This is a genomic window from Martelella mediterranea (genome assembly GCF_004342225.1).
Taxonomy (GTDB): Bacteria; Pseudomonadota; Alphaproteobacteria; order Rhizobiales; family Rhizobiaceae; genus Martelella; species Martelella mediterranea_B.
Genome location: NZ_SMAR01000001.1, coordinates 1 through 25,265 on the forward strand (window position 1 = coordinate 1; position 25,265 = coordinate 25,265).

At 55.2% G+C, this 25,265-nt stretch carries 23 protein-coding genes; 11 read left to right on the top strand and 12 right to left on the bottom strand.

From position 1 onward, the window contains the following. Window positions 1-569 (top strand): IS630 family transposase (locus tag EDC90_RS00005; RefSeq protein WP_132307224.1); only part of this gene is annotated, 569 nt, incomplete at its 5' end. A 12-nt stretch (window positions 570-581) separates the two neighbouring features. Here the strand turns inward: EDC90_RS00005 and EDC90_RS00010 are convergent. Continuing rightward, window positions 582-1,094, bottom strand: a complete 513-nt coding sequence (locus EDC90_RS00010; RefSeq protein ID WP_132307226.1) for a MarR family winged helix-turn-helix transcriptional regulator — start codon at window positions 1,092-1,094, stop codon at window positions 582-584. 225 nt (window positions 1,095-1,319) lie between these two features. Between EDC90_RS00010 and ectA the strand changes: the two genes are divergently transcribed. Genes ectA through EDC90_RS00030 form a run of 4 tightly spaced genes read left to right on the top strand, consistent with a single transcriptional unit; the run spans window position 1,320 to window position 5,028 of the window. Further along, window positions 1,320-1,853, top strand: a complete 534-nt coding sequence (gene ectA / locus EDC90_RS00015) for a diaminobutyrate acetyltransferase (RefSeq protein ID WP_132307228.1) — start codon at window positions 1,320-1,322, stop codon at window positions 1,851-1,853. A gap of 55 nt (window positions 1,854-1,908) precedes the next feature. Beyond that, complete coding sequence (gene ectB / locus EDC90_RS00020) at window positions 1,909-3,195, top strand: diaminobutyrate--2-oxoglutarate transaminase (protein WP_207903809.1); 1,287 nt, start codon at window positions 1,909-1,911, stop codon at window positions 3,193-3,195. Window positions 3,196-3,200: 5 nt separating this feature from the next. Continuing rightward, window positions 3,201-3,599 carry an ectoine synthase gene (locus tag EDC90_RS00025; RefSeq protein ID WP_132307230.1) on the top strand — a complete coding sequence of 133 codons (399 nt, stop codon included), beginning with the start codon at window positions 3,201-3,203 and terminating at the stop codon, window positions 3,597-3,599. Between the two features lie 4 nt (window positions 3,600-3,603). Then, window positions 3,604-5,028 (top strand): aspartate kinase, encoded by a 1,425-nt coding sequence (locus EDC90_RS00030; RefSeq protein WP_132307232.1) that lies wholly within the window; start codon window positions 3,604-3,606, stop codon window positions 5,026-5,028. A 281-nt stretch (window positions 5,029-5,309) separates the two neighbouring features. On the opposite strand, the gene EDC90_RS00035 is transcribed toward EDC90_RS00030, so the two are convergent. The 5 genes from EDC90_RS00035 to EDC90_RS00055 all read right to left on the bottom strand — a co-directional run bounded on the left by EDC90_RS00035 (window position 5,310) and on the right by EDC90_RS00055 (window position 9,173). After that, window positions 5,310-6,368 carry a porin gene (locus tag EDC90_RS00035; protein ID WP_165972692.1) on the bottom strand — a complete coding sequence of 353 codons (1,059 nt, stop codon included), beginning with the start codon at window positions 6,366-6,368 and terminating at the stop codon, window positions 5,310-5,312. A gap of 419 nt (window positions 6,369-6,787) precedes the next feature. Next, the gene (locus EDC90_RS00040) at window positions 6,788-7,216 is read right to left on the bottom strand and encodes a DUF1178 family protein (protein ID WP_132307236.1); all 429 of its coding nucleotides are present in this window, start codon (window positions 7,214-7,216) and stop codon (window positions 6,788-6,790) included. After that, window positions 7,216-8,076: a carbon-nitrogen hydrolase family protein gene (locus tag EDC90_RS00045; RefSeq protein WP_132307238.1), complete on the bottom strand. Its 861-nt coding sequence runs from the start codon at window positions 8,074-8,076 to the stop codon at window positions 7,216-7,218. The genes EDC90_RS00040 and EDC90_RS00045 overlap by 1 nt, the downstream gene beginning before the upstream one ends. Before the next feature lie 2 nt (window positions 8,077-8,078). Then, complete coding sequence (gene grxC, locus EDC90_RS00050) at window positions 8,079-8,342, bottom strand: glutaredoxin 3 (protein ID WP_132307240.1); 264 nt, start codon at window positions 8,340-8,342, stop codon at window positions 8,079-8,081. A 45-nt stretch (window positions 8,343-8,387) separates the two neighbouring features. Next, window positions 8,388-9,173 (bottom strand): ComF family protein, encoded by a 786-nt coding sequence (locus tag EDC90_RS00055; protein WP_132307242.1) that lies wholly within the window; start codon window positions 9,171-9,173, stop codon window positions 8,388-8,390. Window positions 9,174-9,253: 80 nt separating this feature from the next. Between EDC90_RS00055 and EDC90_RS00060 the strand changes: the two genes are divergently transcribed. Further along, window positions 9,254-10,138: a methyltransferase domain-containing protein gene (locus tag EDC90_RS00060; protein ID WP_132307244.1), complete on the top strand. Its 885-nt coding sequence runs from the start codon at window positions 9,254-9,256 to the stop codon at window positions 10,136-10,138. 13 nt (window positions 10,139-10,151) lie between these two features. On the opposite strand, the gene mutT is transcribed toward EDC90_RS00060, so the two are convergent. From mutT to EDC90_RS00085, 5 genes are all read right to left on the bottom strand, one after another. Continuing rightward, window positions 10,152-10,565 carry an 8-oxo-dGTP diphosphatase MutT gene (mutT, locus tag EDC90_RS00065; RefSeq protein WP_132307246.1) on the bottom strand — a complete coding sequence of 138 codons (414 nt, stop codon included), beginning with the start codon at window positions 10,563-10,565 and terminating at the stop codon, window positions 10,152-10,154. Next, window positions 10,562-11,371: a GNAT family N-acetyltransferase gene (locus EDC90_RS00070; protein WP_132307248.1), complete on the bottom strand. Its 810-nt coding sequence runs from the start codon at window positions 11,369-11,371 to the stop codon at window positions 10,562-10,564. The genes mutT and EDC90_RS00070 overlap by 4 nt, the downstream gene beginning before the upstream one ends. Before the next feature lie 137 nt (window positions 11,372-11,508). After that, window positions 11,509-12,750 carry a bifunctional glutamate N-acetyltransferase/amino-acid acetyltransferase ArgJ gene (argJ, locus tag EDC90_RS00075; RefSeq protein ID WP_132307250.1) on the bottom strand — a complete coding sequence of 414 codons (1,242 nt, stop codon included), beginning with the start codon at window positions 12,748-12,750 and terminating at the stop codon, window positions 11,509-11,511. A gap of 56 nt (window positions 12,751-12,806) precedes the next feature. Next, entirely contained in the window at window positions 12,807-13,667 is an 861-nt protein-coding gene (locus EDC90_RS00080; protein ID WP_132307252.1) for a peptidylprolyl isomerase, read from the bottom strand. 189 nt (window positions 13,668-13,856) lie between these two features. After that, window positions 13,857-14,723 (bottom strand): peptidylprolyl isomerase, encoded by an 867-nt coding sequence (locus EDC90_RS00085; protein WP_132307254.1) that lies wholly within the window; start codon window positions 14,721-14,723, stop codon window positions 13,857-13,859. A gap of 272 nt (window positions 14,724-14,995) precedes the next feature. On the opposite strand from EDC90_RS00085, the gene secA reads away from it, so the two are divergent. Further along, window positions 14,996-17,782: a preprotein translocase subunit SecA gene (gene secA / locus EDC90_RS00090; RefSeq protein ID WP_132307256.1), complete on the top strand. Its 2,787-nt coding sequence runs from the start codon at window positions 14,996-14,998 to the stop codon at window positions 17,780-17,782. Between the two features lie 101 nt (window positions 17,783-17,883). Here secA and EDC90_RS00095 read toward each other — a convergent pair whose 3' ends face one another. Next, window positions 17,884-19,575 carry an alpha-glucosidase gene (locus tag EDC90_RS00095; RefSeq protein WP_207903811.1) on the bottom strand — a complete coding sequence of 564 codons (1,692 nt, stop codon included), beginning with the start codon at window positions 19,573-19,575 and terminating at the stop codon, window positions 17,884-17,886. A 399-nt stretch (window positions 19,576-19,974) separates the two neighbouring features. Here EDC90_RS00095 and EDC90_RS00100 point away from each other — a divergent pair, with 399 nt between their 5' ends. From EDC90_RS00100 to EDC90_RS00115, 4 genes are all read left to right on the top strand, one after another. Continuing rightward, a complete protein-coding gene (locus EDC90_RS00100; protein WP_132307260.1) occupies window positions 19,975-22,182 on the top strand; it encodes an anthranilate synthase in 2,208 nt (735 codons plus the stop codon). A 115-nt stretch (window positions 22,183-22,297) separates the two neighbouring features. Continuing rightward, on the top strand, window positions 22,298-23,212 hold the full coding sequence (locus tag EDC90_RS00105) for a cation diffusion facilitator family transporter (protein ID WP_245510874.1): 915 nt from the start codon (window positions 22,298-22,300) through the stop codon (window positions 23,210-23,212). 99 nt (window positions 23,213-23,311) lie between these two features. Beyond that, a complete protein-coding gene (locus EDC90_RS00110) occupies window positions 23,312-23,893 on the top strand; it encodes an ATP-dependent Clp protease proteolytic subunit (RefSeq protein WP_132307262.1) in 582 nt (193 codons plus the stop codon). Window positions 23,894-24,010: 117 nt separating this feature from the next. Continuing rightward, complete coding sequence (locus EDC90_RS00115; protein WP_132307264.1) at window positions 24,011-25,204, top strand: benzoate/H(+) symporter BenE family transporter; 1,194 nt, start codon at window positions 24,011-24,013, stop codon at window positions 25,202-25,204. The last annotated feature ends 61 nt before the right edge of the window (window positions 25,205-25,265 follow it).

Here is a 25,265-nt window from a genome sequence, read left to right on the forward strand (position 1 = left end):
CCGAGCGCGATGCATGGCAAAAGCATCGATTGCCGGCTATGCGTGCCGAGCCGGCAAGGCTTGTCTTCATCGACGAGACCAGTGTGAAGACCAACATGACGCCGCTCAGGGGACGCAGCCGGACGGGACAAAGACTTGTTGCCGACGCGCCTTTCGGCAAGTGGAATACCCAGACCTTCATCGCCGGTCTGCGGTGTGACGAACTGATAGCGCCATGGGTGATCGAGGGCGCCATCAACGGCCTGGCTTTCGACACCTATGTCTCAACCCAGCTTGCCCCGACGCTGTCACCCGGAGATGTCGTCATCTGGGACAATCTCAATGTTCACAAGAGCCCACGCGCTGCCGAGGCGATCAGGGCGCGCGGCGCGTGGGTGCTGTTTCTCCCGCGCTATTCACCGGACCTGAACCCCATCGAGAAGGCGTTCTCCAAGCTCAAGGCCCTTCTCAGGAAGGCAAAGGCGCGAACCTATGACGACCTGTGGAGAGCTGTAGGCCACGTGTGCGCACTGTTCTCACCACAGGAATGCTGGAACTACTTCAAATCAACAGCATGCGTTGCAGACTAATCGCCCGATGCTCTAAGGTGCGCCGGGTTGCGCCTTCTTTTCAGGATAAATCTCGCCGGTTGTCAGAACCGGTGAAGCATCAATGGTCTGGGCATCCAGCATGGTGGCAACACGCTCAAGCGATGCGATCAGCTGAGCCTGCTCCCAGTCTTTCAGCTCTTCAAAAGCCTGGACGTAGCGTTGCTGCAGCGCATCCGGCGCGGCTTCCACCATGGCACGGCCTGCATCTGTGACGACGATATTGGTCTGGCGACGGTCGGTAATCGACGGCACCCTGTGAACCATGCCGCGAGCGACGAGCTTGTCGACCAGCGAGGTGACGGAAGCCTGGCGCACGCCCATCTGGGTTGCCAGCGCCTTCGGCGTGGCGCCGCCGCGCTCTTCGACAATCTGGAGGACGCGCAGTTGCGCGGGCGTCAGGCGGGCAGCCTGCGCCAGATCTTTGGCGTAATTTTCTGTTGCACGCAGAATCCGTCTTAACGCAATCAGGCTCTGGTCAACGCGATTCAAAGGTTGTGTCGACATCAACCAATTATTGCATAAAGCATGAAATACCTTCAATGGCCGAATAAAATCAAAAAATAATTAGAAAAGATGAAGCTTTTTTAGGGGTAAAATGCCGTGAAGCCTATGTTTCACAAGGGGTATGGGCCAATATCGTGTCGGTTCTGGATAATTCAATCTAAGGGTTGATGTTCTGAGAGAGCTGAATTATTTAGGAAGCCTAACTAAATTGAACGAGGTCTTAACATGTCGCGGACTGTTACCAAACCCCGAACTCTTGTGCCCCGCCTGCGCAAACCGAATGCGGCGGACGGGGCTGAAATCTGGGCGCTTGTCAAAAGCTGCAAGCCGCTCGATGAAAATTCAATGTATTGCAATCTCATCCAGGCTGAGCATTTTCGCGACACCTGTGTGGTCGCTGAACTGGATGGAAAGATTGTCGGCTGGATTTCCGGTCACCTGATTCCGGCAAAGCAGGAACTTTTCGTCTGGCAGGTTGCTGTCAGCCCGCTTGCACGCGGTCTCGGTCTGGGCAAGAAGATGTTGTCCGATCTGATTGAGCGCGACGTCTGTGAGGATGCAACGCATCTCAAGACGACGATTACAGAAGATAACGACGCCTCATGGGCGCTGTTCAAGAGTTTCGCACGGGCCATTGGCGGTGACATCACCGACAGCCCGCATTATGAGCGCGAAACCCATTTCGACGGGCATCATGATACCGAGCATATGGTGACGATTACGCTGCCTGAAGCGCGCGCGCTGGCACGCGCAGCCTGATCGCGAACGATCCCGAGAATTTTCCCTGAAATCGCTTTAAGCGAAAGGATGACTCATGCCTATGGACATGATGGACCACGACGTTTTCGAACGCCGCGAAAGTGCGGCACGCTCCTATTGCCGCAGCATGCCTGCCATATTTACCCGGGCCAGCGGCTCGGAGCTGATGGATGACGAAGGCAACCGCTGGATCGATTTTCTGGCTGGCTGCTCGTCGCTGAACTACGGTCACAACGATGCGGATATGAAAACCGCTCTGATTGAGCATATCTCTTCCGACGGCGTTGCCCAGGGACTTGATCTGCATACCAATGTGAAAAGTGCCTTTCTGAACGCGTTCGAGAGCTATATTCTGGCACCGCGCAAGATGGACCACCGGGTCATGTTTACCGGCCCGACCGGTGCCAATGCCGTCGAAGCCGCAATGAAAATTGCGCGCAAGTCGACCGGCCGCACGAATGTGATTGCCTTCACCAATGGCTTTCATGGTGTCACTGCCGGCGCCTTGGCTGCGACAGGCAATGGCTATCATCGCGGTGGTGCAGGCATGGACACCAATGGTGTGACCCGTCTTCCCTTCGATGGTTATGCCGATGGTGTCGACAGCGCCGAGCTGCTTGAGCAGATGCTCTCCGATCCATCCAGCGGTGTCGATGCGCCGGCTGCGATCCTGTTTGAAACCGTGCAGGGCGAGGGTGGTCTGAATGCCGCATCGCCTGAATGGGTGCGCCGTATGGCGGACATTGCCCACAAGCACGGTGCGTTGCTGATCATTGACGACATTCAGGCTGGGTCCGGTCGCACGGGTCACTTCTTTTCTTTCGAGGAAATGGGCGTGACGCCGGATATCGTCACCATGGCGAAGTCCGTTTCCGGTTTTGGCCTGCCGATGGCGCTGGTTCTGGTGCGTCCGAAACATGACATCTTCGGCCCTGCCGAGCACAACGGCACGTTTCGCGGCAACACGCATGCCTTCGTAACGGCGCGCGTCGCGATCGAAAAGTTCTGGTCCGATGACAGGTTCGAAAAGGAGCTGGCCGATAAGGCTGAAATGCTGACCAAAGCTTTGAAAAAGGTTGCCGCCGAAGTTCCGGGCGCGACGCTGAAGGGCCGTGGGCTTATGCAGGGCGTCGACGTGGGCACAGGTGAGCTGGCGTCGGAAATCTGCGCGCGTGCCTTTGAGAACGGCCTCATCATTGAGACATCCGGCAATGAAGATCAGGTGGTCAAGGTTCTGGCCCCTCTGACAACGTCGGAAACAACTTTCAGGAAGGGCTTCGATATCCTTCTTTCGGCAACGCGTGAGACGATGGCCGGTAAAACACAGATTGCAGCGGAGTAACCAGAATGATTGTACGTGACCTGAACGAAATCATGAAGAACGACCAGGACCGTGTGGTTGCTGATGCAAAGTGGAAATCGATCCGCATGCTGCTGGCCAATGACGGAATGGGATTTTCCTTCCACATCACAATTCTGGAAGCCGGTTCGGAGCATACGTTCGAATACAAGCACCATTTCGAAAGTGTCTACTGCATGAGCGGAAAAGGCTCGATCACCGACATTGCAACGGGTGAGACCCATGCGATCAAGCCCGGTGTGATGTATGCCCTGAACAAGCATGACCGCCATATTCTGCGTTCGGAAGAAGAGCTTGTCATGGCTTGCTGCTTTAACCCGCCGGTTACAGGAACTGAAGTGCATCGTGAAGACGGTTCTTATGCACCGGCGGAGGAGAATGCCTGACCCGATGGCCCATACTGTTGAAAAGATTGGCGGGACATCGATGTCCCGCATCGATGAACTGCGCGACACGCTGATTATCGGTGGGCGCAAGGAAAAAGACTATTATGGCCGTGTTTTTGTGGTCTCCGCCTTTGGTGGCATTACGAACCTCCTGCTGGAGCACAAGAAGTCCGGGGAGCCTGGTGTCTATGCGGCCTTTGTGAACGATCAGACCGGACACGGCTGGCACGACCGCCTCGATACCGTTGCCACGGCGATGACGGAAGCGCACCACAAGGTGCTCGATAATTCAGCCGATTTGGAGCGCGCCGATGCTTTCGTTCAGGATCGTATTCTGGGGGCCAGAAACTGCCTGATCGATCTTCAGCGTCTGTGTTCCTATGGTCATTTTCGCTTGTCGGAACATATGAGCCAGATCCGCGAGCTGCTTTCAGGGCTGGGCGAGGCGCATTCGGCTTTCGTCACCACATTGCTGCTTCAGCGCTCTGGCGTTAATGCCCGTTTTGTCGACCTTTCCGGCTGGCGCGATGAAGGCAATGTGAGCCTGGAAGAGCGCATTCGCGAAGGCATGAACGGTGTCGACCCTGCCACTGAAATGCCGATCGTAACCGGTTATGCACAATGCGAAGAAGGTCTGATGAATGAATTCGATCGCGGATATTCCGAGGTTACATTCTCGCGGCTTGCGGCTTTGACCGGTGCCAGCGAAGCGATCATTCATAAAGAGTTTCATCTGTCTTCGGCAGATCCGGCGCTGGTGGGGGCGGATGCCGTTCGCAAACTGGGACGCACCAATTACGATGTGGCTGACCAGTTGTCGAACCTCGGCATGGAGGCAATCCATCCGAAAGCGGCCAAGACGCTGCGTCGTGCTGCTGTGCCGTTGCGCGTCACCAATGCGTTTGAACCGGATGATCCGGGCACGCTGATTGACGATCAACCGGCAGAAGCGGCGGGCGTTGAAATCGTCACCGGCCTCGATCTCTACGCGCTTGAGCTGTTTGAGCAGGATATGGTCGGAGTCAAAGGATACGACGCTGCTATCCTTGAAGTGCTGACGCGCCATGGTGTGCGCATCGTGTCCAAGGTGTCGAACGCCAACACGATCACACATTATGTGGACAGTTCTTTGAAGGTGCTGCGCAGGGTCGAGAAAGATCTGAAAGATCGTTATCCTTCGGCGGTCATCTCATCGCGGTCGATTGCTATGGCATCGGTTGTAGGGCGGGACCTTGCAGGCCTTTCGGTGCTGACGCGCGGCTTACAGGCGATTGCCGATGCCGGTCATGAGGCCATTGGTGCCACCCAGGGGCCACGCAATGTCGATGTGCAGTTCATCGTTGACCGCGATGCCCTGAACCCGGTGATTGTCGCACTGCACAGGGCGCTTTCCGAACGCCCGCGGCCGAAATTGTCGCGCGCGGCTTAGAGCGCCGTGCATCCATTCGGATGCACAAAGGTCGCTCTAACTAAATCTACGCATCGTGCTTTCCGAAAATCGATTTCGATTTTCGGGCCGATGCTGTAAGGAACGCCGGCTGAAAAAAAAGAGGCACGCTTTCGGAGGGGAAACGTGTCTGAAAGAAAACCCTTCGTGCTGAATGGCGCGAAGGGTTTTCTTGTTTCTCATGGCAACGACCCGATTGAAAAAAGCCTTGTATCAAAACGGGTCGTCAACTGAAAACTGTCTGATCAGCAGATGTCTATGCTTTAGAAGTCACGTTCAAGACGGAACCAGCCAAAGACGTTCTGCTGATTCCAGTCCTCATCGATAAAGGCATAGTTGAGGTTGGTCCGCAGGTGCAGGTCATCGACCATTTCCCAGTCTGCCGTAAAGCCAGCTTCCCAGAACGCTTTGTCGTTGCTAGCCACATTATATTGTGCCTGAGGCGCGAGAACGAAGTTCTCTGAAAGATTGAAATAGTAGTTGGTCGCGACTGCGTATTCCAGATACGTGCCGGCAATCGGCGAGTCGTTCCAGTTGGCGGCCGTGAAGTTTGGCGCGTAAGCGATCTCATCGCTGGCGTAGAGGCCGGCAATTTCAAATGTACCGCCGAAGATTCCGAACCCGGCCCACGGGCGCAGAGCATAGGCTTCCGTATCGGTATCGTATGCTGCGTCGAGCTTCAGGTAATGGCCGTCATCAACAACATAACCAAGGCGGGCGGAAAGCCCAAGCTTGTTCATCTTGCTGGTTCCGGTGTCGTCGGGGGAAATGGCATCGACGGAGAGCGCTGCCTGAAGGTGGTCGGTTCCGTAATAGCCAAGACGAATGGAATTGAAACGGCTTACATTGTCGATATTGTCCAACTCGCCCCAAAGGTCCTGGTTCCAGTAGCCTTTGACATAACCGGCACGAAGCGCGACCGCCCCTCCGATGTCAATATAGGCTTCATCCAGCGTAAACGAATCGCCACTGCCATCAGAATAGTAATAAAACTCCGGCGTAATGTTGGAGGTTAAAACACCGAGCTCGGTGTCGGTTTTGGCTATGAAGGCGATATTGGCTTTCGTGTAGGGCGACCAGTCGCCGTCAACCGTCGAACCGGTCTGAATGCCGCCGAATTTGGTTTCAAAACGCGCATAGCCGGTGATCGTGAGGCAGGTTTCTGTGCCGGGAATGTAAAAGTAACCAGCGCCGAACGCATCGCAAACTTCAACATAGTTTGGTGCGGTGGGTTCAACCATCACCATGTCAGCTGCTTCAGCGCCGGTTGTTGCCATCACGGCGGCAGCTGCAGTGCTTATAAGCAGATATCTGGAACGCATCAAAATCATCCTCTGGTCGGAATATGAGATCATCAGACCCTACACAATATTGCCGCATGAGTTCTTGATCCGCCCTGCTGGCAATACGAGGAAGGCTATCACGGGCCGTAATTCAAACACAATCATTGATAGTGTTAAAACCAGAACGTGATTTCTCTTTAACCGGAATTGTTGTGATCTGGCAACGGTTTTCGTGGGTCTTCGGCAGCAATATTTTCTATTTAAGTATATGATAGATTTATAATTATTCTATGTTTCACGATTTTTGATCCATAGATAGCGGTCAGGCAAAAGAAAGGCTGTCCACGGCTCTGCGTTGTGTCCGTTGTCTGATGGTATGACATTTGCGATACAATGGGACGTTTTAAGGCGGCCAGGAAGGCCGCTTTGAAACTCTGGTTAAAGACAGGGATGCTTCTTCAGTTCTTGTCTTCTGGCAGGCTGGGCAGCGGCATGATTTCAATGCCCTCTTCAAGAAGGTCAATCACTTCTTCGGCTTTTGCTGACCCGAAAATGCCACGTTCTTGCGTCTCGCCGTAATGGATCTTGCGCGCCTCCTCGGGAAAGCGCTCGCCGACATCCTCAGCATTTGCGCGGATTTCAGCAACGGCTGATTTAAGCTTTTCCAGTGCCGCTTTCCGGGCACCATCCATCATCAGGGCTTTGCGCTCATCCTGCTTTCTGGCTGTTGAAACAGACGGTGCCATCAGCCCCTTGGCGACTTTTGCGGAATTGCAGACGGGACAGGTGAGAAAGCCGCTTTCAAGTTGCCGGTCAAAATCTTCACTGCCGGCGAACCAGCCGTCGAACTCGTGGCCGTTATCGCAGAAGAGCGCATAGTGGATCATTATGCGCTCTTCCCGACAGGAACCCGTGCTTCAACCTCTTCAAAGCGGAATGGCCGGATATTTTTCAGGTTCGGGACTTTTCCGCGGGCCGCTTTGACAGCATCCGTGTCCACATCTGCAAGAACCACCGCGGGGCCTTCGCCACCTGCTTCAGCCAGTACCTTCCCCCAAGGATCTACGATGATCGAGTGACCATAAGTTTCACGACCGTCTTCATGAACGCCGCCCTGTGCCGCAGAGATCATATAGGCGTTGTTCTCGATGGCGCGTGCGCGCTGTAATGCGTGCCAGTGTGCCTCGCCAGTCTGCCGGGTAAATGCTGCCGGTGCAGTCAAAATGTCCGCGCTTGCCAAAGCCTGCTGACGGAACAGGTCAGGAAAGCGAACATCGTAGCAAATGCCCAGACCCAGTGCCGCAAATGGCAGATGCGCCAGAACGGCTTTCTCGCCAGGGCGATAGACGGCGCTTTCGCGCCAGCTTTCACCATTATCCAGGTCAACATCGAACATGTGGATCTTGTCATAGCGCGTGACGATGCTTCCATCGGGCGAAAACAGGAACGCACGATTGGCGATCATGTCCTCTTCGGTTGCGATTGCTGTCGAACCGATATGCAGATAAATACCAAGCTCGGCCGCAAGCCCTGATGCTGCCGAAACAATCAGATCGCAATCTTCGCTTTTCAGCACTGCTGTCAGGCCAGCACGGTCTTTCTGCACTGCCCCTGTCATTTCGGGCGTCTGGATATAATGTGCGCCGCGCGCCGCTGCTTCACGGACAAGACTGTCCAGTGTCTCCGCATTCTTTTCCGGGGAGATGCCGGATAGCATCTGAATGGCGGCAACTTTGGTTACGGTCATGATCAGGCCTGTCCCGAGAGCATTGGGTCCAGCTTTCCAGCACGTTCGAGTGCATAAAGCTCATCGCAGCCACCAATATGGGTTCCATCGATGAAAATCTGCGGAAAGGTTGCGGCGCCATTGGCACGCTGGATCATTTCCGCGCGAACGTCCGGTGTTTCAGTGGCGTTGAACTCTTTGAAATTGACGCCCTTATCCGTCAGGAGTTTTTTGGCGCGGCTGCAAAAGCCACAGAATTCGCGTGTGTAAATATCGACGTTGGCCATTATCCTGCCTTTTCTCCCTCGGTTTTCGTCCTTAAAACATAGAGCTCATATAGTTTCGTCGAGCACGCGTGCAAAGGTTAAAACGCTGACTTCGCTCGCTCCGGCCCGTTTCAGGGCTTTGGCGGCGGCTGAAACTGTTGCGCCGGTCGTATAAACATCGTCAATGAGTACGACTTTCTTCCCGAAAATGCTGTTTTCGCGATTTCTCGCAATCGTAAATGCACCGCGAACGTTATCCTGGCGTGCATTCCGTGTCAGGCCGACCTGTTGCTTTGTCGATCGTGTGCGCAGAAGAAGTCCGGGCAGAAAGGGTTTGCCGGTCAGTTGTGCCAGCCTGCGTGCAAGCTCAGCGGATTGATTGAAACGGCGCGAAAGCCGCCGGTTCCGATGCAGCGGAATGGCAACGATTCCGTCACAGTTTTTCAGCATGTCATCTTCAGCCCGCAACATCCAGCGCGCCATCATGATGGCGAGGTGTGTGTTATCCCGATATTTCAGCGACTGAACCAGATTACGAACCGGTCCGGAATAAAAGGCGGCTGAGCGCAGCCGATCAAATTGAGGCGGATTGGCGATTGCCGCGGCGCTGATAATACCTGGGCCAAGATCATGCGAAAAGGGTGTCCCGAGTACCGGGCAATAGGGCTGTTCGATAAAGCGTATATGCCCCCAGCAAGAGACACAGACCGCTGCATGTGTGCCTGTCTGGCGTCCGCATGCAGCACAAACCGGCGGAAAAAACAGGTTTCCGGTCCGGCCTGCAAGCCAAGCCGCAGCAGCCCGCGATTTTTGCGTCAGGCCTTTCCATCTGAATGAGCCGGTTTCTTCCATGTTCTTGACAGTATCGCGTTCAAGGGTGCATTTCGAGCAACAATTGCAGACCGCGAAGAAACAGAAAAGGCTGTAAGCGCGTGGAGCCTATTTTTGATACGGAACTGGCTGAAACCAACCGACTGAACGCTTTCAAAACCGCCAGGCCGGGTGCTGACTTCCTGCTGAATATTGCGGCAGAAGAGATTGCGGACCGCCTTGCCGTTGTTGAACGTCAGTTTTCAGATGCCGCAGAGCTTTATGGCACGACAGGTGCGAGCGCGCGCGCTGTCATGGCAACAGGTAAGGTCGACCGGATCTACCGGGTCGAAACGGCGGTTGATTTTGGTGCGCCAGCCGAAGATCTTCGTGTCGCGCCACTGGAGTTTCCGGGACTTGAGGACCAGTCACTCAATCTGGTGGTTTCACCGCTTGCGCTGCATCTGATCAACGATACGCCGGGATTCTTCATTCAGGTCCGGCGCGCGCTGAAGCCTGACGGGCTGTTTCTGGCGGCCATTCCGGGATCCGGCACACTTTCTGAACTGCGTGAATGTCTGCTGACGGCTGAAACCGAGATTTATGGCGGCGCCAGCCCGCGTGTTATTCCCTTCGCAGATGTCCGTGATGTCGGTGGATTGTTGCAGCGTGCGGGTTTCGCGCTGCCCGTTGTCGATCAGGAAAACTATACGGTGCGCTATGATACGCTTTTCGATCTGATGGCGGATTTAAAGGCGATGGGCATGGCTAACCCGTTGCTGGGGCGCCCGAAGCGCCCGGTGTCACGCGCGTTTTTCCTGCGCGCTGCCGAGCTTTATGCCGAGCGGTTCTCTGATCCGGACGGGCGCATTCGCGCTACGTTTTCCATCATCTACGTGTCCGGATGGGCGCCGCATGAAAGTCAGCAGAAGCCGTTACGGCCTGGTTCTGCCAAAACCAGGCTGGCCGACGCGCTCAACACAGAAGAAATCAAGCTGAAACGCTGAGCCGCAGGAAGCTTTATAACAGATCCTGAAGGATCGGGATGAGTGGCTCATCTGCAGGCGGCATCGGAAAATCCCGGAGATTGCGGGCAAGTGTCCATTTGATGACCTGACCTTCGCGTCCCTCAGGGATGCCTTCAAACCTGCGGCAAACGTAAAGCGGCATCAGCAGGTGAAAATCATCATAGGTGTGGCTGGCAAATGTCAGCGGTGCAAGGCAGGCCGCTTTGGTGGTGATGCCGAGCTCTTCTTCCATCTCGCGGGTCAGGCACGCCTCTGGTGTTTCGCCTGGTTCCACCTTGCCGCCGGGAAACTCCCAAAGACCGGCGAGCGCCTTGCCTTCAGGTCTCTGGGCCAGAAGAATACGGCCGTCGCTGTCAATCAGGGCACAGGCGGCCACCAGCAGGATTTTGAAATTCTCGTCTGTCATTGTTCTCTTTTCTGCCGCCAGTAACGATAGCGATAGGCTTCTTTAAAGCCGAAGCTTTCGTAGAGTTTAAGCGCGGCTTCGTTGTTCGCAGTAACCTGCAGCCAGGCTGTGCGCGCGCCGCGAGTCTTTGCCCAGCGTAACATGCTGCCGGTGAGGCTGCGGCCATGGCCAGCGCGTCTTGCATTTTCGGCAACAGCCAGCGCCTCGATGCCAGCCATATCGAAATCATGCACGCAAAGCCCCGCCGCCAGCGGGTTTCTGTCATCCGTCTGGCTGATGAAAAAGCCATGGGCCGGTTTAATGGCCGTCACAACTTCTGCCAGTCCGGCTTTTGTCAGGCCTTCGGCCGGGTTCAGCGCAAGCGATGTCTCGACAAAGCGGCCGACATCCTGGCTGGGTAAACGTTCAATGGCGTTGTGTGGCTCAAAACCTTGCAGGTTAAGCGTCATCACAATGGTTTCGTCAAAGGGGGCGGCGCCATTGTCTTTGAGGAAATCCAGCAGGGCAGGTGGCGTCAGCGGCGTTTCGCGCACAGTGACCGGGCGCCCGAAGGCTTCATAACGGCGCGATGCTTTTTCAAACCTGATTTCGATATCGGAAATGTCCGAAAGGTCGAGCACCGTGATGCTGTTCAGTCTTTTGGAGGGGTGCCCTGCTGTCAGGCGCAGCTGCCATGCTCCATCGTAGAGAACATCTCTGGCAGGCCATGCGCGCAAAGCCATTGCTTCCAGCCGGCGCACAAGTGGTAGATCTGTGCTCACAGTAATTCCGATTCCGTCGTGACCCTTAGAGCGCCATGCATCCATGCGGATGCACAGAGCACGATGCTATAGTTTTATGAAAGGGACTATAGTCGGCGGTCCGAGGGTGTAAACACGCCCTGATGTCTTGTTTTGGATGGTGTGGCCGAGCGGCAACGCACATGCTGCCCGGCCGTTTGCATTCAGCTGCGATAATCGCCGTTGATGGCAACATATTCCTTGGTCAGATCGCATGTGTAAATCGTCGCCTGCCCATCACCAAGGCCAATATCAGCGCGGATGGTGATCTCATCCTCACGCATCACCGCAGAGGCATGTTCTTCGGAATAATCCGGATCGCGTTCACCGTTCACGGCCACACGAATATCGCCGAACCATATGGCCAGACGGTCTCGATCCGCCATTTCTCCGGCCTTGCCGACGGCCATGACGACACGACCCCAGTTGGCGTCCTCACCGGCAACAGCGGTTTTAACGAGCGGCGAATTGGCGATGGAACGTGCGATCCGGTCTGCGGCCCGGTTGTCCTCAGCGCCGGTGACCTGAACCTTCACCATTTTGCGGGCGCCTTCACCATCGCGCACGATCTGCAGCGCAAGGTCTGTCATCAGCGCATGAAGGGCGGCTCTGAAATCGTCGAGGCGCGGGTCGCTGGCAGCCGTGACAGGCTCCTGACCGAATTGAGCGGCCTTGCCCGTGGCAAAGGCCAGAACGGTATCAGATGTCGATGTGTCGCTGTCGATGGTGATGGCATTAAAGCTGCTGCCAACGCCTTCTGAAAGCAAGTCCTGCAAAGCCTGAGCGGAAATTGCCGCGTCGGTGGCGATGAAGGAAAGCATAGTGGCCATATCCGGCGCAATCATGCCGGCGCCCTTGGCCATGCCATTGAGCGTTACCGAAACACCGTCAATGGTCGCGCCACGCGTGGCGACCTTCGGATAGGTATCGGTGGTCATGATCGCTTTTGCTGCGGCAAGCCATGCATCGGGCCGCGCATCACGGGCCATGCCGTTCAAGACGCCATCGAATTTCGATGCATCGAGCGGTTCGCCAATCACACCGGTGGAAGCGAGAAAAACGTCAGCCGTATCGCAGTTGGCAGCCTTTGCAGCACTGCGGGCAGTCAAAGCTGTGGCCTCAGCGCCCTTCTTTCCGGTGAAGGCATTGGCGTTTCCGGAGTTGACCACCAGAACGCGCGCACTGCCATTCTCAAGATTGGTGCGGCAGAAATCGACCGGTGCAGACGGGCATTTGGATTTTGTGAAAAGTCCGGCGACGTTCGCATCGCCATCAAAGATCATCATCATGACGTCTGTGCGGCCCTTGTATTTGATGCCAGCCGCAGCGGTCGCAAGGCGGACGCCATCAATAGGCGGCATGGGGGCAAATGATTTGGGCGCGAGCGGCGAAATGGCAGACGACATGAAAACCCCCTGATATGGGTCCGGCCCGCTGAATGTGCGGGCCGGATAGATGTTGCTTACTGCTGCTGTTTATTGATCGCCTGATAGGCGTCTTGCAAGCCCTCATCTTCGATAACGACGGTATCGCCGTCTTTCATGTTACCAAGTACCTCATTGTACTTCTCGCTGATGATGAGCTGACGCAGCTGGTCCTTGATCTGATCGAATGGAACCGGTGCCTTTTCGCGTTTGTCCTCAACCTCGATCACATGAAAGCCGAATTGAGTCTTGACCGGTTCTTCCGTGTGCTGACCGGGTTCGAGAGCGAACGCGACCTCTTCGAATTCAGGAACCATCTGGCCCTTGCCGAAATAGCCGAGGTCCCCGCCTTTCTCGCCGGACGGGCCGGTGGAGTGTTCTTTTGCCAGCTCGGCAAAGTCAGCACCATCATCAAGCTGCTTGATGATGTCTTCGGCTTCTTCCTTGGTGTCGACCAGGATGTGGCGTGCATGGACTTCATCCTGCTTCGGCGCTTTGGCGATTTCCTCGTCATAGCGCGCTTGCAGCATATCGTCGGTGATCTTGTTGCCGATCTCTTCATCGAAATAGGCGTTGTAAAGCTCCTGCTCACGAGCCTGATCCATGCGCTTCTTGAAAGTGTCTGTTTCATCGAGGCCCTTGGCTTCGGCGTCGGCGACGATCAGCTTCATATCGATGAGGCTGGAAAGTGCGACGGCTTTCAGTTGCTCTTCGGAAAGCTGGCCGAACTGACCTTTGAACTGATCAACGGTTTCGTTCAGTTCAGACTGATAAACGGGTTCACCGGCAACCGTGGCAACGACGGTCTGGCTGGCATCCGTGTCCTGCGCAAAAGCCGGCGCGCTGAAGCCAACGACCGTTGCGAGAAATGCTGCCGCCGCAAACTGTCTTTTATGCATATGATCACCTTTATAGCTGAGAATACGTGTTTAAAGTGCAAGTCCGCTGAAAGCGGTAGCACAGGTTACAAGCCGGATGGAACCGCCTTTCGGAACATGTAAGGATTACAGTATTGTAATGAAACACACTTTGGCAGCGCCCCGTCCAGGCAGCTGGCCCGACAGATATGACAGGCCAGCGCTTCGTTTTTACTGCTGCTCTTCATTGACGGTGTCGTAGGCCGTCTGCAGCGTCTTGTCCTTGATCGAAATTGTGCCGTCGTCTTTCAGCGTCTTGAGCTGTTTGACATACTCTTCCCGCAGGAGCATCTGCCGGATTTGCGGTGCGACCTGTTCGAAGCTTGCCGGAGCCTTGTCGCGCACATCTTCCACTTCGATAATATGATAGCCGAATTCTGTTTTTACCGGCTGTTCGGTATATTTGCCGGGTTTCAGGTCAAATGCGGCTTTTTCAAAGGCCGGAACCATCTGACCTTTGGTGAAGTAGCCGAGATCGCCACCGTCTTTGGCGCTGGGGCCGGTTGAATATTCTTTGGCCAACCGGGCGAAGTCAGCGCCATCATCAAGCTGCTTGATGATCTTCTTTGCCTGATCCTCGTCATCGACGAGAATTTGCCGGGCATGAATTTCCTTCTGCTGCGGCATTTTCTTGATGTCCTGATCATAGCGCTCTTTGACCATGTCATCCGTCACCTGGCTGGCAATGTGTTCATCATAGAACTCATTATAAAGCGCCTGCTCGCGGGCTTCGGCCATGCGGGTCTTGAAGTCCGACGTTTCATCCAGTCCTTCCGCTTTTGCAGCCATGCTGACAAGCTTCATGTCGATCAGGCTTGAAAGTGCCAGGGCATCGATCTGCTGTTCCGGCATCTTGCCGAACCGGCCTTTGAACTGTTCGACCGTTGCATCCAGCTCCGACTTGTAAATCGGCTGATCGGCGACGGTTGCGATGACGGTTTTGGTGGTGTCTTCACTGTTTGCCTGAGCAAAAGCCGGGGCACCAGTTGCGATGAATGCAGCCAGAAGCGTGGCTGATGCGAGATGTCTTTTCTGCATGAATAAAGTCCTTCCTTCCTGCCGAAAAGTTGACGAACGACTGTTCGCCAGAGCTAAGCGGGACCACAGGAATGTGGCCAATATGGAGCAGACAGAAACGCGCGTCATTTCTGGCACGTTGACATCCATTGCCCCCCCTCTTATCTGTCTGCCATCTGCCGAAAGGTCTTCACCCGGTAGATGAGACAGAATGCATTCCCTTTGCGTTGCTTTGTCTGAACCGGCAGGCGGCGTGAAACGAACAGGAAAATTTTCAGAAAGAAGCTTTTGAAATGGTCTCTCTCGGTGGCGTAGCCCGCAAGTTGTTCGGATCGGCCAATGATCGCCGGATCCGCTCCTTTAAACCTCGTGTGGCTGCGATCAACGCGCTGGAAGAAAAAATTAAGGCGCTTTCGGATGAAGAGCTGAAAGCAAAAACGGAAGAGTTCAAAAAGCAGCTTGCCGAGGGCAAAAACCTGGACGATCTGCTTGTTGAAGCCTTCGCTGTTGTTCGTGAGGCGTCTCACCGTGTTCTGGGGCTCAGGCCTTTCGATGTGCAGCTGATCGGTGGGATGATCCTGCATGAAAACGCGATCGCCGAGATGAAGACCGGTGAAGGCAAAACACTCGTCGCGACGCTTCCGGTTTATCTGAACGCACTTTCCGGCAAGGGTGTTCATGTGGTGACTGTGAATGACTATCTTGCCCGGCGTGACAGCGAAGGCATGGCGCGGCTTTATGGTTTTCTCGGGCTCACGACGGGCGTCATCCATAATGGCCTCAGTGACGAACAGCGCCGCGAAGCCTATGCCTGCGACATCACCTACGGCACCAACAACGAACTGGGTTTCGACTTTCTGCGCGACAATATGAAAATGCAGCGCACCGAAATGGTGCAGCGCGGTCATAATTACGCAATCGTCGACGAGGTCGACTCCATCCTGATCGACGAGGCGCGTACGCCCCTGATCATTTCCGGCCCGCTGGATGACCGCTCCGACCTTTATGTCGCGATGGACAAGGTTATCCCCACTCTGGATGAAGAGGATTACGAGCTGGATGAAAAGCAGCGCTCGGCCAACTTCTCCGAACAGGGGATGGAAAAGCTTGAGCAGATGCTGACGGCCTCTGGTCAGATGAAGGGCGAGTCACTTTACGACATCGAAAACGTCGCGCTGGTTCACCATCTGAACAATGCCCTGAAGGCGCACAAGCTTTTCACCCGCGACAAGGATTACATCGTCCGCAACGGCGAAGTTGTTATCATTGATGAATTCACAGGCCGGATGATGCCGGGGCGGCGTTATTCCGAAGGTCAGCACCAGGCGCTGGAAGCCAAGGAAAACGTCAAGATCCAGCCAGAGAACCAGACACTGGCATCGATCACCTTCCAGAATTACTTCCGCATGTATGACAAGCTGGCCGGTATGACCGGTACGGCTTCAACGGAAGCCGAAGAATTCGGCAATATCTATGGCCTCGATGTGGTCGAGGTTCCGACCAATCTTCCGATCGCACGTCTCGATGAAGACGATGAAGTCTACATGACCGTGCATGAGAAGTATCTGGCTATCGTTGAAGAGATCAAGGTCGCGAAGGAAAAGGGTCAGCCGGTTCTCGTCGGTACGACATCGATTGAAAAATCCGAGCTTCTGGCCGCAGCCCTGAAGCGCGACGGAATTACCGACTTCAAAATTCTGAATGCGCGCTACCATGAGCAGGAAGCCTTCATTATTTCGCAGGCCGGTGTGCCGGGCGCGCTGACAATCGCTACCAATATGGCCGGTCGCGGTACCGACATTCAGCTTGGCGGCAATGTGGATATGCGTATTCAGGCAGAACTTGGCTATCTCGAACCGGGCACGGATATCGTCACCAATGAGAAGGGCGAACGCGTGGAGGTCGAGCGCAAGTTCACGCCGCCCGGCCCGGAGCGTGATGCAAAAGAAAAGGCGATCCGTGAGGATGTCGCGAAACTGAAGCAGCAGGCTCTTGCAGCCGGCGGACTTTATGTGATCGCAACCGAGCGTCACGAGAGCCGCCGTATTGATAATCAGCTGCGTGGTCGTTCCGGCCGGCAGGGCGATCCGGGGCGTTCTAAATTCTATCTTTCGCTTCAGGACGATCTGATGCGCATTTTCGGTTCCGACCGGATGGAAAGCATGCTGCAGAAGCTTGGTCTGAAAGAAGGCGAAGCGATCGTCCATCCGTGGATCAACAAGGCACTGGAACGGGCGCAGAAGAAGGTCGAAGCACGTAACTTCGATATTCGTAAGAATCTTCTGAAATACGATGATGTCCTGAACGACCAGCGAAAGGTTGTTTTCGACCAGCGCAAGGAGCTGATGGATTCGGATGATATCTCCGATCTGGTCGCCGATATGCGTCAGGATGTGATCGAAAATGCTGTGAAGCGCCGCATTCCGGAACGCGCCTATGCCGAGCAATGGGATGTCGAAGGTCTTAAGGAAGACTGCAGCCAGTTTCTGAACCTTGATCTGCCGATTGAGGCATGGGCTGCCGAGGACGGCATTGCCGAGCCGGAAATCGAGCAGCGCATTTCAGAGGCCGCAGAAAAGGCGGCGGAAGAACGCGCCAGACAGGCAGAGCAGTTTGGTCCCGATGTCATGAAATATGTTGAGCGCCAGATCGTGATGCAGTCGCTCGATAACCTCTGGCGCGAGCATATCGTCAATCTGGACCATCTGCGTTCGGTTGTCGGTTTCCGCGGTTATGCCCAGCGGGATCCGCTTCAGGAGTATAAGGCAGAAGCCTTCGAGCTGTTCCAGCATCTTCTGGGTAATATGCGTGAACTTGCGATCTCGCAACTTTCGCGGGTTCAGCTTGTGCGGGAAAATCCGCCACAGCCGGAACCGGCTGTTGATCCTTCAAAGCTGCAGGCAAGCCATATCGATCCTGAAACCGGTGAAAACGAAGTGGACGGCGCTGCATCACCGCAGGCTGCAACGGCCGCCGGACTGGCAGCCCTGCCTGAAGAGTGGAAGAACACGGGCCGCAACGAGCTTTGCCCCTGTGGTTCGGGTAAAAAGTTCAAGCATTGCCACGGGCGGCTTGCCTGATTTTTGGTTTTGCTTTTTCCTGAATTTGAAAACGGCGCCCGGTGAGGCGCCGTTTCCGTCTAGAACAAGGCCTGTTGACGTGAGGTCGTATCCGCTGCCGGTTATTGAGCCGGACGCAAGACCACCGCTTCCCAAGGCAGAAGCGTCAACTCGACGCCCGGTATGGTTTTATCGCGACGCTGGTCATTGCTGATCAGCACCTCAGCACCCTCGACTGTTTTTTCATCCCACATCACCGGTTCGCCGGAAAAATTGATGATCGTGATCAGGCGTTCATCGCCGAGCACGCGTTCAAAAGCGAAGATCTGTTCGTCTTCGGGGGCGATGTCGCGGTAGCTGCCGTAGACCAGAGCAGGTGTGGCATGGCGTAACGCAATCAGCTTGCGGTAATGATGATAAATCGAGTTTTCATCTGCACATGCGGCTTTCGCGTTGATATCCTTATAGTTGGGATTGACGGCCAGCCAGGCGTTTTCAGCCGTCGTGAAGCCGCCATTTTCGCTTTCATCCCACTGCATTGGCGTGCGTGCGTGATCCCGGCTGGTCTTGTTCAGATGCCAGAGAAGGTCTTCTTCGCTCACCTTGCCGGTGGCAACAAAATCTTCCCGTAGCCCGCGCACTTCAATGTCATCAAACTGATCGAGGCTGGTGAAGGGGAAATTGGTCATGCCGAGCTCTTCACCCTGATAGATGAAAGGTGTGCCGCGCATGGTCAGCATCATGGTTGCCAGTGCCTTGGCTGAAAGTTCGCGGAATGCCAGGCGGGCATCACCGAAATGATTGACCGCACGTGGTTGATCGTGATTGCCGAGAAAAACCGTGTTCCAACCGGTTTCACCGACAGCCTGATCAAGCCGTGCGAACGTTGCCTTCATGTCGGTCAGCCTGCGCTCCTTCCAGCGCCAGCCATCGCGGTCGAGCATGACGACGGCAAAGTTGAAGATCATGTCGAGTTCTTTGCGGGCTTCATCCACGAAAAGCGGCGTCTGCGCTTCAGAAACGCCTGCAGCTTCACCGACAGTCATGCAGTCATAATGGGAAAGAACCTTGCGGTTCATATCCTGCAGATATTCATGCAGGCGCGGGCCGGATGCATAAACAACGGCCGGGTCTTTCAGCTCGTCTTCGCTCAGGTCGGGAAAGTCAAAATTCTTGGAGATGAACGGGATCACATCCATTCGGAACCCGGAAACACCCTTATCGAGCCAGAAGCGCATCAGATCGTAGACTTCGGCACGAACTTCATCATTGTCCCAGTTCAGATCCGGCTGTTTCTTAGCGAAATAATGAAGGTAGTAATCACCGGTTGCCTCATCCTTTTCCCAGGCAGAACCGCCGAAGAAGGAGGTAAAATTATTGGGCACGCCCTTCGCGCCGTTCCGCCAGATATAGTAGTCGCGTTTCGGGTTGTCTCGGGAGGCGCGGCTTTCCACAAACCACTCATGCTCGTCGCTGGAATGATTGACGACCAGATCAATGATCAGACGCATGTTTCGCTGCTTTATCTCTGAAAGCAGGCGGTCAAAGTCAGCCATGGTGCCAAACTCGTTCATGACCTTGCGATAGTCCCGGATATCATAGCCATTATCGGCATTCGGACTGTCGAAATGCGGTGATAACCAGATCACATCGATTCCCATATCTGCAATGTAATCGAGCTTTTCGATAATGCCGGGAATGTCTCCGATGCCATCGCCATTGGAGTCTGCAAAAGAGCGCGGGTAGATCTGGTAGGCGACGGCCTCTTTCCACCAGCGCTTTGTCTGGCCGGCAGTGTCAACGGTTTCCGACATATCGGTCTCCTGTCTCAATTTCAGGTAATGTATTTGAAGCAGCCGAATATAAGTGCGCAGGCAGGCGGACAAGTAACACGGCTGAAAAGGGTATTTCATCCATGGACTGTCCGGTCGTTTTCCCGCTGCGGTTTTTATCTTAACACGCCTTCGTCTTTGCGGCTTGTCAGTAGTTGCGGCTTGCGGTAGAAAGTTTCCATGATCAAGATGATGAACATTGCAAAGTGGTGGTGGGCACGCTGACAGCGGCCACGATCACGTATGTTTTCTGATCTGATGAAGCCGCCCGAAATCTGAGGCGGCTTTTTTATTATAAGGACCGCCTGAGTTGTCGGGCAAGAAAAACCAAAGGTGCATCGCCGGAGGCTTTGCATGAGACGACGGTGGAGCTGAGTTCAAATGAACCTTCATGAACGGTCCGGGGACGGAGAACACTACAAAACCAAGGGTGGCATCGCGATCACACGGACGCGCCGATATGTGCCCTACGATGATTCCGTTACCAGTTACATCGACCGGCTGGACGAGCGTCGCGGTGCTGTTTTTTCTTCCAACTACGAGTATCCGGGCCGCTACACGCGCTGGGATACGGCCGTTATTGATCCGCCCGTCGGCATTTCATGTCATGGCCGCACCATGTGGCTGGAAGCGTTCAATGAACGCGGTGAGGTGCTTCTGTCGCTCATGCTTCCCGTTTTAGAGGATCTCGACGAGGTTTCGATCACAGCGAAAGCGCCTCGTCGCATCGATCTTCAGGTCTGCGAACCACACCGTCAGTTCACCGAGGAAGAGCGCTCAAAAGCGCCGACTGTTTTCACCGTACTGCGCGCCATTGTCGATCTGTTCTATTCCGATGCCGATGCAAGTCTCGGCCTTTACGGCGCTTTTGGTTATGATCTGGCCTTTCAGTTTGATGCGGTCAACCTGAAGCTGAAGCGCCCGGATGACCAGCGCGATATGCTGCTTTATCTGCCTGATGAAGTGCTGATGGTCGATAACCATGCTGCCGAAGCCTGGATTGATCGCTATGACTTCGCACGCGACGGGATGACGACTGAAGGCAAGGCCGGTGACATCGCGCCTGAGCCATTCAGGGCGACGGATCGCGTACCGGAAAAAAGCGACCATAAGCCGGGCGAATATGCCGATCTGGTTGTCAAGGCGAAGGAAAGCTTTGTGCGCGGTGACCTGTTCGAGGTTGTGCCGGGACAGAAGTTTATGGAGCGCTGTGCGACCAGACCGTCGGCCATATCCAAACGGTTGAAATCGACAAATCCGTCGCCCTATTCCTTTTTCATCAATCTGGGTAATCAGGAATATCTGATCGGTGCGTCACCGGAAATGTTTGTGCGTGTGACTGGCAGGCGGATCGAAACTTGCCCGATTTCCGGCACGATCAAGCGTGGTGAAGACCCCATTGCCGACAGTCAGCAGATCCTGAAACTTCTGAATTCGCAAAAGGATGAGTCAGAGCTGACGATGTGTTCCGATGTGGACCGTAACGACAAGAGCCGGGTTTGCGAGCCAGGTTCGGTCAAAGTGATCGGGCGCCGTCAGATCGAGATGTATTCCCGCCTTATCCATACGGTTGACCATATCGAGGGTCGGTTGCGCCCGGACATGGATGCCTTTGACGCTTTCTTGAGCCATGCCTGGGCCGTGACGGTTACCGGCGCGCCAAAGCTCTGGGCAATGCGGTTTATCGAAAACCACGAGAAGAGCCCGCGCGCATGGTATGGCGGCGCAATTGGCATGGTCGGCTTTAACGGTGATATGAACACCGGCCTGACGTTGAGAACCATTCGCGTGAAGGAAGGCATTGCCGAGGTGCGGGCCGGTGCCACGCTGCTTTATGATTCAAACCCGCAGGAAGAAGAGGCAGAGACAGAGTTGAAAGCTTCAGCCATGCTGGCGGCCATTCGCGAAGCGGATGCGGCAAAACTGGAACCGGCAACCCGGGCGGTCTCAAGAATTGGTGCCGGGCTGAAAGTACTTCTGGTCGATCACGAAGACAGCTTCGTGCACACGCTGGCAAACTATTTCCGGCAGACGGGGGCTGAGGTTTCCACCGTGCGTTCGCCGGTTGCCGATGAAACGCTGGATCGGATAGCGCCGGATCTGGTTGTGCTTTCTCCCGGACCGGGTAGCCCAAAGGATTTTGACTGCAAGGCCACCATCCAGAAGGCGCGTAAGCGGGGATTGCCGGTCTTCGGCGTCTGCCTTGGTTTGCAGGCGCTGGCCGAAGCCTATGGCGGAACACTCAGGCAGCTTGCTGTTCCGATGCACGGCAAGCCATCGCGTATCCGGATTCTTGAACATGGCCGTCTTTTTGACGGTCTTCCGGGCGAGATCACCGTTGGCCGTTATCACTCGATCTTTGCAGATGCGGTCGAGCTGCCGCCGGAGTTTATGATTTCCGCCGAGACCGATGATGGTATCGTCATGGGGATCGAACACGTCAGTGAGCCGGTTGGCGCGGTTCAGTTCCATCCAGAGTCGATCATGTCGCTCGGGGGAGATGCCGGAATGCGGATCATCGAGAATGTGGTCGGAAAGCTTGTCGGTTCCGGGGGCGCTGCTGCGTCGGCTAAAAGAGCTGCGGGATAAGCTGCGCCTGTCTTGCCGATGTTGCATCTCTGGCGTAGCAAAGCGCCAACATGATTCTGCGCGCCGGTTCATCCGGTCGGCGTGCTGACCCGCAAGGGAAAAGACGGAGATCCCCATGAGTGCAGGGCATAGCCACGGACATGCGATGCCAAAAAAGCTGGCATTTTATACGATTCCGCTTTCTCTTCTGGTTCTGGCGATCAAGCTTTTTGCCTGGCGCGTCACCGGTTCTGTGGCGCTTTTGTCAGATGCGCTTGAGTCCATCGTCAATGTCGTTGCCTCCGTCGGCGCATTCATCGCGATAGTTTATGCGGCTAAACCGGCGGACCACGATCATCAGTTTGGCCATCACAAGGCTGAATATATCTCAGCTGTGATTGAGGGCGTGGCGATTGTTGTCGCCGCGCTTCTGATCTTCAGAGAGGCCATTGTCGAGCTGTTTCATCCGACGATGCCGAAGGATATTTTCATCGGCCTGGCTGTCAATGTGGTCGCAAGCCTGATCAATGGGGTCTGGGCTTATACGCTGATCAAGGCTGGCCGTGCTGCGCGCTCGCCGGCGCTTGTCGGCGATGGCCAGCATATCCGCACGGACGTCATTACATCGATTGGCGTGGTTATCGGTCTCGGCATCGCGCTCGCCACCGGCTATCCGATCTTCGACCCGCTGCTGGCCTTGCTGGTGGCAGCGCATATCCTCTATGCAGGCTGGCAGCTGATTGCCGAATCTGTTGGTGGGTTAATGGATACGGCGCTGACCGGGGATGAAGAAGAGGCAATCCGCAAGGCGATTTTTGACAATGCCGATGGTTCGACAGGCGTTCATGATCTGAAGACCCGCCGCGCCGGATCCGCCGCCTTTATCGATTTCCATCTGGTGGTGAGGCGGGATATGCCCGTCGGCGAGGCGCATGATATCTGTGACCGGCTGGAAGGGGCCATCAAGAAGGCCATTCCCGGATCCACGCTTGCCATTCACGTTGAGCCTGAAGGTGTCAAACCGCATGGTGTGAGAGTTCGCATCGATTAGCGCATGACGTTTTACCGCTCAGCTTCTGTCTCGGTCATTGTCTTGCGGCTTTAATACCATTAAGTCGGGTATCACGACGTTTGAATTCTGGAGAAGCCGATGAGCGACGAAGACGACGACAAGAAAACAGAAATGCCGCTGGGTAAAGAGGCTGAAACAAGCCTGTTTAAATCGCGCTCGATCTTCATTTACGGGCCGATTACGCAGGAGCTGGCGCAGCGTGTCTGCTCACAGCTCGTTGCCATGTCGGCTGTCAGCGATGATGATATCCGCGTATTTGTGAACTCACCGGGTGGCCATGTCGAATCCGGTGATTCCATTCACGATATGATCAAGTTCATCAAGCCGAACGTGGTGATGATCGGTTCCGGTTGGGTCGCATCTGCAGGTGCGCTGATTTATGCCGCCGCCGACAAGGAACGCCGTGTTTGCCTGCCGAACACCCGCTTTCTGCTGCATCAACCCTCCGGTGGCACGCGTGGCCCTGCTTCTGATATCGAGATTCAGGCCCGTGAAATCATCAAGATGAACGAACGCCTGATCAAGATCTTTGCCGATGCAACTGGCCAGTCGCATGAAAAGATTGCGGCCGATATTGACCGTGATTACTGGCTGTCCGCCGATGAAGCGATTGAATACGGGCTGGTTTCGCGCAAGGTGACATCGCACAGCGATATCTGATCCTTTGCAACCGCAAGACCGAAAAGCCGGACAGGGCACTTGCCTTGTCCGGCTTTTTCATGCTTCCAGTTGAACTCTGTGCGCTTAAACAAACGAATAAAAGGGACACAGAGGGGAATGCTGAAAGATTTTTCGCTGCAGAGCCTGTTTATGGGCCTGCTGGTGGCTTTTGTCGGCTTTGCCAGCTCGTTTTCCGTCGTTCTTCAGGGGCTGGAAGGTGTCGGTGCGACACCCGCTCAGTCCGCTTCCGGGCTGATGGCCCTTTCGGTGGCGATGGGGCTTGCCGGAATTGTCTTATCAGTGGCCACCCGGATGCCTGTTTCGATCGCGTGGTCGACGCCGGGCGCAGCGCTTCTGGCCACTGCAGGCGTGCAGGGTGGAGGCTTCGCTGCTGCTGTCGGCGCGTTTGTGCTCGCCAATATCCTTATTGTCGCGGCCGGACTGATGCGTCCGGTCGGCCGCGCGATTTCCGCCATTCCCGCGCCATTGGCCAACGCTATGCTGGCAGGCGTACTGATGGGGCTTTGTTTTGCGCCGGTTCAGGCCGTTGCCTTCAATCCGTTCCTCGGCCTGCCGATCGTGATCGCCTGGGCTGTTGTCGGCGCCTTTAACAAACTACTGGCCGTCCCTGCCGCTCTGGTCGCATTTGTGCTGGTGCTGATTTTTGGTGTCGATATTGCGCCGGATGCCTGGTCAGGGCTGGGAGAAGCCATCATCCCACGCCTTGAATGGGTGACACCGCATTTCAGCGTTCAGGCTGCGATTTCCATCGCACTGCCGCTTTTCATTGTCACAATGGCATCGCAGAATATACCTGGCGTTGCGATCCTGAACATCAATCATTATCGCCCGAATGCGGGACGGTTGTTTTCCTTAACGGGGCTGTTTTCTCTGCCCGCTGCCTTTTTCGGCGGGCATGGCGTGAACCTTGCAGCGATCACCGCTGCCATGTGCGCGGGTGAAGATGCCCATGCCGATCCGAAGCGTCGATACTGGGCGGCGATCATTGCCGGTATCGGCTATGTTCTTCTTGGCCTTTTGAGCGGTGTTGTCGTTGCGGTGGTAATGCTGGCGCCGCCAATCCTTATCGAAGCTGTGGCGGGGTTGGCTCTGATCGGGGCTTTCACCGGCTCAGCTATGGCAGCGTTCAAGGATGCTGACACGCGCGAGGCGGCAGCTGCGACCTTTCTCGTTTCCGCCTCCGGGGTTTCGTTTTTTGGCATTTCAGGAGCATTCTGGGGATTGCTCTCGGGGCTGGCGATCTTCGGATTTCAGCAATTGTATGCATTCCGAAATTCGAAAGAGAAATAATCGAAATCGATTGCACGTCATTTATTGTTGATTCATGCGCTGAATGTCGCTAAATCGAAAC